This window comes from Actinotalea endophytica (genome assembly GCF_025717005.1).
Classification (GTDB): Bacteria; Actinomycetota; Actinomycetes; order Actinomycetales; family Cellulomonadaceae; genus Actinotalea.
In genome coordinates this window covers 149,687-162,329 of record NZ_JAOVZU010000005.1, presented here as the reverse complement: position 1 = coordinate 162,329, position 12,643 = coordinate 149,687, and the positions used below count along the sequence as shown (strand labels likewise).

The 12,643-nt window shown below is 70.6% G+C and carries 7 protein-coding genes; 6 read left to right on the top strand and 1 reads right to left on the bottom strand.

The window, feature by feature from the left end:
- Positions 1-37 precede the first annotated feature (37 nt).
- Together OEB99_RS10085 and OEB99_RS10080 are read left to right on the top strand one after the other, a co-directional pair.
- On the top strand, positions 38-967 hold the full coding sequence (locus OEB99_RS10085) for an ABC transporter ATP-binding protein (protein ID WP_263509922.1): 930 nt from the start codon (positions 38-40) through the stop codon (positions 965-967).
- Positions 964-1,713 (top strand): ABC transporter permease, encoded by a 750-nt coding sequence (locus tag OEB99_RS10080; protein ID WP_263509921.1) that lies wholly within the window; start codon positions 964-966, stop codon positions 1,711-1,713. Before OEB99_RS10085 ends, OEB99_RS10080 begins: the two co-directional genes overlap by 4 nt.
- A 60-nt stretch (positions 1,714-1,773) precedes the next feature.
- Here the strand turns inward: OEB99_RS10080 and OEB99_RS10075 are convergent, their stop codons facing one another.
- On the bottom strand, positions 1,774-2,049 hold the full coding sequence (locus OEB99_RS10075; RefSeq protein ID WP_263509920.1) for an isoamylase early set domain-containing protein: 276 nt from the start codon (positions 2,047-2,049) through the stop codon (positions 1,774-1,776).
- Positions 2,050-2,281: 232 nt separating this feature from the next.
- Between OEB99_RS10075 and OEB99_RS10070 the strand changes: the two genes are divergently transcribed.
- From OEB99_RS10070 to OEB99_RS10055, 4 genes are all read left to right on the top strand, one after another.
- A complete protein-coding gene (locus tag OEB99_RS10070) occupies positions 2,282-3,652 on the top strand; it encodes an MBL fold metallo-hydrolase RNA specificity domain-containing protein (RefSeq protein ID WP_263509919.1) in 1,371 nt (456 codons plus the stop codon).
- Between the two features lie 165 nt (positions 3,653-3,817).
- Positions 3,818-4,459 (top strand): cytidylate kinase-like family protein, encoded by a 642-nt coding sequence (locus OEB99_RS10065; RefSeq protein ID WP_263509918.1) that lies wholly within the window; start codon positions 3,818-3,820, stop codon positions 4,457-4,459.
- Between the two features lie 403 nt (positions 4,460-4,862).
- Positions 4,863-9,779, top strand: a complete 4,917-nt coding sequence (locus OEB99_RS10060; RefSeq protein WP_263509917.1) for a 2-oxoacid:acceptor oxidoreductase family protein — start codon at positions 4,863-4,865, stop codon at positions 9,777-9,779.
- Positions 9,776-12,622 carry a sulfide/dihydroorotate dehydrogenase-like FAD/NAD-binding protein gene (locus tag OEB99_RS10055; RefSeq protein WP_263509916.1) on the top strand — a complete coding sequence of 949 codons (2,847 nt, stop codon included), beginning with the start codon at positions 9,776-9,778 and terminating at the stop codon, positions 12,620-12,622. Before OEB99_RS10060 ends, OEB99_RS10055 begins: the two co-directional genes overlap by 4 nt.
- Positions 12,623-12,643 lie beyond the last annotated feature (21 nt).

The following is a 12,643-nucleotide window of genomic DNA, read 5'->3' as shown; positions in this document are numbered from 1 at the left end:
GGAGGGAGACTGGAGACCACCGCGCGAGGAGGACGCCGTGCCGGTCGTCGAGGTCGAACGCTTGCACAAGCAGTACGGCGACCTGGTCGCCGTCGAGGACGTCGGGTTCGAGGTGGCCGCGGGGGAGATCTTCGGAATCCTCGGGCCGAACGGCGCGGGGAAGACCACGACCGTGGAGTGCGTCGCCGGCCTGCGGCGCCCCGATGCGGGACGGATCGACGTCCTGGGACTCGATCCCCGCCGGGACGCGTCGGCGCTGCACGAGGTGGTCGGCGTCCAGCAGCAGCAGGGTGCGCTGCCGCGCAAGCTCCGGGTCGGGGAGGCGCTCGAGCTGTACGCCGCCTTCTACCGCGGGCCGGCCGACCCGATGGCCCTCGCCGACCAGCTCGGACTCGCGCCCCGGTGGGACGCGTACTACGGAACGTTGTCCGGCGGGCAGCGGCAGCGGCTGTCGATCGCCCTGGCCCTGGTCGGCAGCCCGAGGCTGGCGATCCTCGACGAGCTGACGACGGGGCTCGACCCGGCCGCACGCCGGGACACCTGGGGCCTGATCGAGCAGGTCCGGGACGGCGGTGTCACCGTCCTCCTGGTCACGCACGCGATGGAGGAGGCCGAACGGCTCTGCGACCGGGTCGCGCTGATCGACGCCGGCCGGATCGTCGCGGTCGGCACACCGGCCGAGCTGGCCGAACGCCACGGGGGCGCCACGCACCTGCGGTTCGTGCTCGAGCCCGGCGCCGCGGACGAGGTCGTCGCGGCGCTTGCCGAGGTCACCTCGGTGAGTCGCGACCGCGATGTGCTCACGGTCACCGGGACGGGCGACGTGGTGGTCGCCGTCGTCCTCGCACTCGACCGCCTCGGGCTCCGGCCCCGCGGGCTGACCGTGGCTTCGGGCACGCTCGACGACGCGTTCCTCGCCCTCACCGGGCACGCCTTCCACGAGGCGGAGGAGGTGGGACGGCGATGAGCGCGCCGCGCGGTGTGTTCGCCCGCGTCGTGCAGACCGAGGCGAAGCTGGCGATTCGCGAGCCGGTGGGGATCGTCTGGGGATTCGGCATGCCGGTGATCCTCGTGGTGATCTTCGGGAACATCGGCCCGTTCGCCGACGAGATCCCGGGCTCGGGGGGAATGAGCGTCTTCGACGCCTACCTGCCGGTGCTGTGCGTCGTGGCCCTGACGATGCTCGCGCTGATCGGTCTGCCGATGCCGTTGGCCACCTACCGCGAGCTGGGTGTGCTGCGACGGATGGCGACCACGCCGGTCTCGCCGGCTCGCCTGCTGGGCGCTCAGGTCGTCCTGAACCTCGTGGTCGGTGCCGCGGCGGTCGTGCTGGTCCTGGGTGTCGGTTCGATGCTCGGCGGGCAGCTGCCGAGCCGCGTCCCGGCGTTCGTCCTGGTCCTGCTGCTCACCGCCTGGGCACTGTTCGCGCTGGGCCTCGTGGTCGCCGCGGTGGCCCGGACCAGTCGCGCCGCGGCGGCTCTGGGGAACGTGCTGTTCTTCCCGCTGGCGTTCTTCGGGGGCCTCTGGTTGCCGTTGCCGGCCATGCCCCAGGTGCTCCAGGGCATCAGCTCCTGGATCCCGACGGGAGCGGCCGTCGAGGCGATGAACGCCACGGTCCGTGGCGATGCGCCGCCGCTGGTGTCCCTGCTGCTCCTGCTCGGGTACGGGGCGGTCTTCGGGGCCGTCGCGTGGCGGACGTTCCGCTGGGAGTGACCGTGGTGGCCGGTCGGCTTCGGACGGCCGGCCACCACAGGTCGCGACCCGTCGCGCCGGTCAGACGCTGACGAAGCTGCCCTCGGCCGTGACCGCGTCGGCCTCGGTGTCGTCGAACCAGGCGCCGCCGTCCGCGAGATACCGGAAGTGCACCGTGGTCCCGGCCGGGACGGTGACGGACGCGCTCGACATGCCGTTCGACCGGCGTCGCAGCACGTGGCTGCCGGGCGTCCAGTCGTTGAAGGTCCCGACGACACTGACCGGACCGGGCAGTGCCTCGGTCGGCAGCGCGAAGGTGAGCCGGCGGCCCTTGGCGTCGGTGGACTGCTTGATCATGCTTCTCCCACTTCTCGGGCGCAGGCGGGGTCCGGCGCCGTTGAGCCCGGAGTCTGGGTCCGCCATGTTTCGCGGGACGGACGACACGCCGGGCCGTCGCCGTGGGCCCGGTCCCATCGCGCACCTGTCTCGTCCGGCGATCGTTGGTCGGATCGGGGCCGCCGCGCCGGGTCGCCGAGTACCGTGGAGGAGAGGCCCGCGCGCGGGTCGGGCGGGCCGGGTCGGAGCGACGATGCACACCAGCCTGAGGTTCCTCGGCGCCGCCGGCACCGTGACCGGGAGCAAGCTGCTCGTGGACACGGGCGAGAGTCGCCTCCTGATCGACGCGGGTCTGTTCCAGGGGCCGCGCGAGCTGCGTCGGCGCAACTGGAGGCCCCTGCCGGTCCCGGCGTCGAGCATCGACGCGGTGGTCCTGACCCACGCGCACCTCGACCACAGCGGCTACCTGCCGGCGTTGGTCGACCAGGGCTTCGCCGGGCCGATCGTCACCACGCGGTGGACGGCCGAGCTCGCCGCGATCGTGCTGCGTGACAGCGCCCACCTGCAGGAGGAGGACGCCGCCTTCGCCGCCGGGCACGGCTACTCGCGGCACGCCGCGCCCCGTCCGCTGTACGACACCGCCGACGCGGAACGGTGCCTGCCGATGTTCCGGCCGACCGCCCTGGGCGACGAGGTGAGCCCGTGCGCCGAGGTCTCGGTGCACCTGCAGAGCGCAGGCCACATCCTCGGCTCGGCGTCGGCCGTCGTCACCACGCGCGGCAGGCGGTTCGTGGTCAGCGGCGACCTCGGCCGTCCGTCCCACCCGCTGCTCGCAGCTCCGCCACCACCGCCCGCGGTCGACGCGATCGTGGTCGAGTCGACCTACGGCGACCGCCGGCACGCCGGCGACGACCTGGCGGCCCTGGCCGACGTGGTCACCCGGACCATCGGGCGCGGCGGATCGGTGCTCATCCCGGCGTTCGCGGTGGACCGCACCGAGGTCCTGCTGCACGCGCTGCGTCGCCTGGGCTCGGAGGGGCGGATCCCGCGCGTGCCGGTGTTCGTCGACAGCCCGATGGCCCTGGCGGCTCTCGAGGTCTACCGGCGCGCGCTACGTGAGCAGGACCCGGAGCTCGCGGCCGGCACCGACCTCGAGGCGCTCGACCCCGGGGACCTGCACGAGGCGCACACCGCGTCGCAGTCGCGAGGTCTCGACCCGCCGAACCGGCCGAGCATCATCGTCTCCGCATCCGGCATGGCCACCGGCGGCCGGGTGGTGCACCACCTCAAGCACCTGCTGCCGGACGAGCGGAACGCCGTGGTGCTGGTGGGCTACCAGGCCGAGGGCACCCGCGGCAGGTCCCTCGAGGACGGCGCCGCGGCGATCAAGATGCACGGCCGCTACGTGCCGGTCCGTGCCGAGGTCGTGGTGCTGCACGGGTTCTCCGTCCATGCCGACGCGGGAGAGATCGTGGGGTGGCTCGCCGCGACGCCGGCCCCGCCGGACGTGGTGTACGTCTGGCACGGCGAGGTGCGGGCCTCGCGCGCGCTCGCCCGCCGGGTCCGCGACGAGCTGGGGTGGCACACGGTGGTCCCCGAGGACGGCGAGCGTGTGCTGCTGTGACCGCCGGCCGGCGGCCGGCGTCCGCGCCGAGGCCCGCGGACCGAGCCGCGAGACATGGATACGTCAGGACATCCTGACTTTTGACCGTTCCGTCAGTAGACTCAGTCGCGTCCTCCGGGCCGTCCGGTCCCGGATGCCCGCACCGTCGCGGACAGGAGAAGTGCCATGACCCTCGTCACCGTCTCTCGCCAGATGGGCAGCCACGGCGCCCGGATCGCCAAGTCGCTCGCCAAGGACCTCGGCTGGACGTTCGCCGACAAGACGCTGATCGACTCGGTGCTGCGTCAGTACGGGATCCCGCAGCTGTCGAAGATCTACGACGAGCCGCCGAGCATCTGGGAGCTGTTCGACGAGGACGCCACCACGACGATCAACATGCTGGACGCCACGATGAAGGCGATCGCCGCGCGGGGGGACACCGTGATCCTCGGCCGTGGTGGGTTCTCGCTCTTCGCCGACTACGCCGACGCGCTGCACGTCCTGATCAAGGCGCCCCTGGAGCGGCGCGCCCAGCGGATCGCCCGACGCGACGCGATGCCGCTGGAGGACGCACTGACCCGGGTGAAGGCGGACGACGCGATGCGCCGTAAGTTCGTCCGGATGTTCTACGGCAAGGACTGGGCCAAGGAGAACCAGTTCGACCTGGTGATCGACACCGCGGAGACCTCGGACGAGCAGGCCCACGCGCTCGTGAAGGAGGCGCTGGCGGCCATGCCGACGCCCGGACTGGGCGCTCACACCACGTCCGGGATCGTCGTCGACTCGGTCCTGGCCGAGACCCTCGACGAGGTCTTCGGCGCCCGCTGAGGCCACCGGGCGCCGGACCTATCACGGTCGCCGAGGCCCGACGGGGGCGTCGGGGTGGGTGCCCCGATGCCGCTGGTCAACGGCGATCGGGCTGCGACACGCCGTTCCGCCGGCCGGGTATGACACGAGCTTCGGCCGGGTTTTCCCCGGTCACGGGTGCCTCGTAGGACGAATGGTCCGGGGAGGCGGTCATGGGCTGACTTACGCTGCCCAAGACCGGGCCGGGAGGACCGCGACGACGCGTTCCGCCACGACGACACCATCGTCGCGACGGGGTCGCTGCAGACCCTCGACCTGACACCGTTGACCGCTCACACCACGGGACAGGCAGATGACCTCTCAGCAGCCTCAGTACCCCGGCAAGCCGACCGTTCTGAACGGTAACGGAGCCGTGGCGTACGTCATGCGTCACGTTTGCGGCGGGGTGATCGGTTACCCGATCACGCCGTCCACGGAGATCTCCGAGCTCTTCGAGGCCGCGCGAGCCGAGGGCAACGTCAACGTGTGGGGCAAGCACCCGTTCTTCTTCGAGACGGAGGGTGAGCACTCCGCTCAGAGTGGTGCGCTCGGTGCCGCGCTCACGGGTGGTCAGTACGTCTCGAACGCGTCGTCCAGCCAGGGCATCCTGTACGCCCTCGAGTCGCACTACGTCAGTGTCGGCAAGAAGATCGGCGGCTTCGTGCTGCAGTGCGCGGCCCGTGTGGTGTCGAAGCACTCGCTCAACGTCATGGCCGGCCACGACGACGTGTACGCGCTCCTGCCGTCCGGCTACACGATCCTGTTCGGCTCGAACCCGCAGGAGGCGGCCGACCTCGCGGCGATCTCGTACCGCACCTCGGCGTTGTCCCTCATCCCGGTCGCGAACTCGTTCGACGGCTTCTCGACGAGCCACATGATGTCGGAGATGGTCCTGCCCGAGCCCGAGATGCTGCGGGCCTACGTGGGTGACCCCACCAGCCGCGTCGACTGCCCGACCGTGGCGCAGGAGATCCTGTTCGGCGCCAAGGGCCGCGTGGCCCAGCTCACCTCCTGGCTCGAGCGGCACCGGGACGACGTGGTCGAGGGCGCGATGGACGCCCTGCTGGCGCACCTGGGCACCAACGCCGACGCGATCGAGGCGGACGACGCCGGCGAGCTGGTCGCACCGACCCTCGCCTGGCTGCCGACCGAGCTGCACAAGCCCTGGTCGCGCCAGTGGCGCAACGCCCCCCGCAAGGGCACCCGTCAGCTCGTTCCCGCGCTGGTGGACGTGGACAACCCGGGCCTCACCGGCCCGGTGCAGAACCAGCCCGACTTCCAGGCCGGTGCGGTCGACCACCGCACGCACTTCGCCTCCGAGGTGCCGAGGCTCGCGCGCCAGGCGATGGCCGAGTACGCCGAGCTCACGGGTCGTGAGTACGGCCCCGTGATGACCTACGACGTCGAGGACGCCGACTACGTCATGGTCGGCCTCGGCTCGATCACCGACGACGTGCGCGCGGTCGTCCCGTACCTGCGCTCGCTCGGGCACAAGGTGGGCGTCGTCTCGGTCAAGATGCTCTCGCCGTTCCCCGAGGCCGAAATCGTCGAGGCCCTGGCCGGCAAGAAGAGCGTCATGGTCCTCGAGCGGTCCGACCAGACCGCGCTCACCAGCCTGGTCAGCAACGCGCTGTTCAAGGCCCGGGCCAACGCCGACGGCGCCGCCCACGAGCTGCCGGCGCTGGCCGCGCTGCCGCACGTCACCACCGCGATCTTCGGTCTCGGCGGCCACGACGTGCAGCCGCGCCACCTGGTCGCCGCCTACGAGGCGATGATCGACGGCACCGCCGCCCCGTTGGTCTACCTGGGCTCGCAGTTCTTCTCGAAGAACCCGACCCCGCAGATGGCCGAGATCGAGGCGCGTCTCAAGGCCGCCTACCCGAGCACCGAGCACATGGCGCTGGTGACCAAGGAGAACCCGCAGCTGCTGCCCGACGAGGCGATGCGCATCCGGTTCCACTCGGTCGGCGGCTACGGCACGATCGCGACCGGCAAGCTGCTCACGGACATCCTGTCCGGCGTCCTCGGGATGCACTCGAAGGCCGCCCCGAAGTACGGCTCGGAGAAGTCCGGCGCGCCGACGAACTACTACATCACCCTCAGCCCCGAGCCCGTGCTCATCACGAACGCCGAGCTCGAGGACGTCGAGGTCGTGCTCTCGCCCGACCACAAGGCGTTCGTGCACACCAACCCGATCAAGGGTCTGGTCGAGGGTGGCACGCTGATCATCCAGTCCGACCTCAGCCCGGCCGACTTCTGGCGTCAGCTGCCGAAGTACGCGCGCACCACGATCCGTGAGCGCAAGATCCGCCTGATGATCATGGACGCCTTCACGGTGGCCAAGAAGCACGCCCCGAAGCCCGAGCTCGAGACCCGCATGATGGGCATCGCGTTCATCGGCGCGGTCGCCGGTCACGTCGACCGGGTCGCGAAGGGCGCCTCGCAGGACGCCATCCTGGAGAAGGTCCGCGCGCAGATCTCGAAGAAGTTCGGGTCCAAGGGCGAGGCCGTCGTCGAGGGCAACATGGCGGTCATCCGCGACGCGGTGGACGCCGTCGTCGCCGTGGACTACGACGCGCCCGAGCTGGTCGCGATCGACGCCGAGGCCGCCCCGGCCCGGATGCTGCGCCCCGTGACCGTGTCGCAGGAGATGTGCTCGTCCAACAGCGGGACCGCGAGCGCGCTGTTCGACCCGGCCTACTACGAGGACATCGTGGCGCGGCCGTTCCGCGAGGGGACGATCGGCGAGGCACCGGTGCTGCCGGGTGTCGGCCTGTTCATGCCGGCGGGGTCCGCCGGCGCGAAGGACAAGGGCCTGTTCCGCCGGACGGTTCCGGCGTTCGACCCCGACCTGTGCACCGGCTGCATGGAGTGCGCGCTGGTCTGCCCGGACGCCGCCATCCCGAACACCGTCCACGAGCTGCACACGCTGCTGCTGACCACGATCGACACGCTGGACCTGCCGGAGGCGCAGCGCGCCTCGCTGCGGACCCAGGTGTACCCGCTGGCGGCGGGCGTGCGGGAGCGCTACCTGGCCGAGAAGGACGCCCCGGCGTTCCACGACCTGGTCGCCCAGGTCGGTGCCGGTCTGGAGTCGGAGAGCGCGACGTTCGCCCGTTCGCTGTCCGCGCTGGTCGAGAAGCTCGCGACCTTCCCGGTCGCGCGCACCCGGCCCTACTTCGACGCGATGGAGAAGGCCAAGCCGGGCAGCGGCGGCCTGTTCAGCGCGACGATCGACCCGTGGAAGTGCACGGGCTGCCTGGAGTGCACCGAGGTCTGCGGCCCCGGCGCGCTGACGCCGGTGGACCAGGACGACACGCTCCTGGCGAACCTGCAGGACCGCTTCGAGCTGCTCTCGGCGCTGCCGAACACGCCCGCGCGGTTCTACGAGGGCTCCACGTCGCCCGAGGGTGACCTCAAGCGGCTGCTGCTCGACCACGACAACTACTACTCGACGACCGGTGGTCACGGCGCGTGCCGCGGCTGTGGCGAGGTCACCGCGATCCGTCTGGTGATGTCGATGAGCCACGCCCTCGGCGAGGAGCGGCGCGACGCGCACGAGAAGGCCCTCACCGAGCTGCTCGGCGGCCTCGAGGACAAGCTCGCCGCGCTGGACCCGTCCGAGACGGTGCGCCGTGAGCGGGTCGCCTCGCTGATCTCGACGCTCGAGCGCCGGCTGTACCTGGTCGAGTCCGGCCCGACCGGCGAAGGCCCTGCCTCGACGATCGTCGCGAACTCGACCGGCTGCTCGAGCGTCTACGCGTCGACGATGCCCTACAACAACTACCTCGACCCGTGGGTGAACAGCCTGTTCCAGGACGCTCAGCCGCTGGCGAAGGGCATCTTCGAGGGCGTCGCGCACGACCTGGTCGACGAGGTGCGCGCGATGCGCACCGCGCGGCTCGAGATCGACGACGCGTACGACCCCGAGCGCCACGAGAAGGTCATGCAGCGCCTGACCTGGGACCGGCTCACGCAGAGCGAGCTGGACATGATGCCGACGATCATGACGATCGGCGGCGACGGCGCGAGCTACGACATCGGGTTCGGCGCGATGAGCCGCATCCTGGCGTCCGAGACGCCGATCAAGGTGATGGTGCTGAACTCCGGTGCCTACTCCAACACCGGCGGCCAGGCGTCCACGGCGAGCTTCACCGGCCAGGACTCCGACCTGTCGCGGTTCGGCGGGGCGCACGACGGCAAGCACGAGTCCCGCAAGGAGCTCGGGCTGCTGGCGTCGTTCCACCCGAACGTCTACGTCGCCTCGACGTCGACGTCGATGCACGGGCACTTCCTGAAGAGCTCGATGGACTTCCTCAGCTACGCCGAGGGTCCGGCAGTGATGGACACCTACACGCCGTGCGGTTCCGAGCACGGCATCGCCGAGGCGGCGTCCGCGGCGCGGTCGCGGCTCGCGGTGGAGTCCCGGATGAGCCCGCTGTTCGTGCACGACCCGCGTCGCGGGAAGACGCTGTACGACTGGTTCTCGCTCGACGGCAACCCCGATCCGGACAAGACCTGGACCGACACGACTCTCGAGTACCTCGACGAGGCGGGTCAGGTGCAGCTGATGACCACGTCGCTCACCCCGGCGGAGTTCGCCCTCGGCGAGACGCGGTTCAAGAAGCAGTTCCGGCCGCTCAAGCCGGCGGACGAGGCGAACGCGGTGCCGATCGACGAGTTCGTCGAGCTCGAGGTCGCCGACCGTGAGGGCAAGGTGCCGTTCATCTACGCCACCGACGAGGACCGTCACCTGATGAAGGTGCAGTGCTCGGGGCAGGTCGTGGCACTCGTCGAGGACCGGCGGCGGTACTGGCAGATCCTGCAGTACCTCTCGGGCATGCACGAGGACCAGCTGACCGCGCTGCACGACGGCGACCTCGCGACGATCACGGCTCGCTACGACGAGGCGATGACGCTGCGCGAGACGTCGATGGACGACATCGCACGGGCGATGGCCGAGCTCGCGACCTCGAGCAAGGCGCCGTCCGGGCTGAGTGCTCCCGTGCCGGTCCGTGGAGCAGCCCCGGCTGCGGCTCCGGCCGCCGCCCCGGCGGCCACCGCGGTCGCCGACCGAGCGGTCTGGCTCGACCCGACCGACCAGGCGAAGTGCACCGACTGCGGCACCTGCTACCAGGAGCTGCCGATGTTCTTCGAGAAGGTCACCCAGGTCATCGACGGCGAGGCCCGCACGGTGGCGAAGATGAAGGAGGGTGCGCTGGACAAGGTCCAGGTCACCCCGGAGCTGCAGGCCCGGATCGAGCGGGTCAAGGCCACGTGCGACGCGGAGATCATCAAGTGACCGAGACCCTGCCCCCGGCTGCCGGGGGGCGTGAGAACCTGCTGAGGTACCTGGACGCGCAGGGAGCGGTCGAGACCGGCGCGGCCCAGCTGGCCGAGCTGGAGCACTCCGACGAGGTGGAGCAGTTCCACCAGCAGATGGAGCTGTTGCGGCGCCGGCTGCTGGCCGAGCCGACGGCCTTCCGGGAGATGTTCATCTCGGACGGCATGGCCGCGGTGGCCTGGGAGTTCTCCCAGCCGGAGCTCGGCAAGGAGTTCACCGAGACGCTGTGGGGCCTGCTCCGCCGCGGCGACGACGTGAGCGTGCTCTTCATGCGGTTCGTCTGGAACCTGCCGCTCGGCAAGAAGCGGATGTTCATCAAGGCGATCGACAAGCACCTGTCGGAGCGCTACCCGATGTTCGACGGACTCTCCGACGGCTGGCCGGCCTCGGTGTCCATCCCGCCGCACATCCGCGAGCCGGAGGAGCGGGCCAAGGACTTCGGCCTGGTCAACCAGGGCTACCTCGGGTACATGAACCTCGGCTACTCCCGCGAGGACGTGGACCTGTTCATCTGGCTCGAGGCCCTGCGCGACAAGCAGTGCGCCGAGAAGCCGTGCGAGCTGGGCATCTTCCTGGCGAACCACAAGGAACCCAAGGGCGGCTGCCCGGTCAAGATCCACATCCCCGCGATGCTGGAGCTGATCGGCAACGGCCGGTTCCGGGACGCCCTCGAGCTGATCGAGGGCAGCAACCCGCTGCCGGACGTGACCGGCCGGGTGTGCCCGCAGGAGCTGCAGTGCCAGGGCGTGTGCCTGCACAAGCAGAACCCGATCCAGATCGGTCAGGTCGAGTGGTTCCTGCCCGAGCGGGACAAGCTGGTGAACCCGAACGGCGCCGCCGAGAAGTTCGCGAGCTGGCCGGACCCGTGGCAGCGGGCCGAGAAGCCTCCGGTGGCGATCGTCGGTTCCGGGCCGTCCGGCCTGATCAACGCCTACCTGCTCGCGGCCGAGGGATTCCCGGTCACGATCTTCGAGGCGTTCCACGCGCTCGGCGGCGTGCTGCGCTACGGCATTCCCGAGTTCCGTCTCCCGAACGAGCTGATCGACGACGTGGTCAACAAGATCACGCTGCTCGGTGGCAAGTTCGTGCCGAACTTCGTGGTCGGCAAGACCGCGACGCTGCAGGACCTGCGCGACGCGGGCTTCTGGCGGATCTTCGTCGGGTCGGGCGCGGGCCTGCCGCGGTTCATGAACGTCCCCGGTGAGCACCTGCTGAACGTGATGTCGGCGAACGAGTTCCTCACCCGGGTCAACCTCATGCACGCGCAGAGCCCGGAGTACGAGACCCCGCTGCCGGACGTCGAGGGCAAGCAGGTCCTGATCATCGGTGGCGGCAACACCGCGATGGACGCCGCGCGCACCGCACGGCGGCTCGGCGGCAACGTGACGATCGTCTACCGCCGCACGCAGTCCGAGATGCCGGCACGTGTGGAGGAGCTGCACCACGCGCTCGAGGAGGGCATCGGCCTCCGGGTGCTGCGCTCTCCGTCGGAGTTCCTCGGCAACGACGACGGCTTCGTCACGGCGACGACGCTCGACGTGATGGAGCTCGGCGAGCCTGACGACTCCGGTCGCCGGCGGCCACGGTCCACCGGTCAGACCGAGACCGTGAGCGCGGACCTGGTGATCATGGCGCTCGGCAACGACGCCAACCCGATCATCAAGGACTCCGAGCCTCGGCTGCAGACCTCCAAGTGGGGAACCATCGAGGTCACCGGCGACGGTTCGCAGGAGACCTCGCTCCCGGGCGTCTACACCGGTGGCGACGCGGCTCGCGGTGGTTCGACCGCGATCCGCGCGGCGGGCGACGGCCAGTCGGCTGCGCGCGAGATCGTCGGCGCGATCGACCTCGCTCCCGAGACGATCGGTGCGATGGTCTCCGGTGCGCAGGCCTACACCGAGATGGCCGCCACGGCCCAGCGGATCATGTCGACCGCCGAGCTCAGCGACGGGATCCACGAGTTCGTGGTCCACTCGCCGGTCATCGCGCAGTCCGCGCAGGCCGGGCAGTTCGTCCGCGTGCTGCCGCGTCCCGACGGTGAGCTGATCCCGCTGACCCTGGCGGACTGGAGCACCGAGGACGGCACGATCTGCCTGGTCGTCCAGGGCGTCGGGACGAGCTCGCTGGAGATCAACCAGATGAAGGTCGGTGAGGCCTTCGCCGGCATCGCCGGACCGCTGGGGCGTCCGAGCGAGATCCACGAGTACCCGAAGGACTCGACGGTGGTGTTCACCGCGGGCGGTCTCGGCCTCCCGCCGGTCTTCCCGATCATGCGCGAGCACCTGAAGGCCGGCAACCACGTGACGCTGATCGCCGGCTTCCGCAGCGCCAGCCTGATGTTCTGGACGGGCGAGGACGAGCGGGTCGGGCGGATCAAGGCGGAATACGGCGACCAGCTCGACGTCGTCTACGCCACCAACGACGGCACCCTCGGCCACCACGGCTTCGTCACGGGGCCGCTGGAGGAGATGCTCGAGGCGAACAAGCGCGGCGAGGGCCGCACGATCGCCGAGGTCGTCACGATCGGCCCGCCGCTCATGATGCGTGCGGTGTCCGACCTGACGAAGCTCTACGGCGTGCCGTGCGTCGCGAGCCTCAACTCGATCATGGTGGACGCTACCGGCATGTGCGGTGCGTGCATGGTGCCGGTCGTCGTCGACGGGAAGATGATCCGCAAGCACGCCTGCATCGACGGCCCGGAGATCGACTCCCACCTGATCGACTGGGAGAAGTTCCTGCCGCGGTTCCGGCTCTTCAAGACCCAGGAGCAGCGCTCCCGGGTGGCGCACGGCTTCAGCTGAGCCCTACCCGCGCCGTGCTCC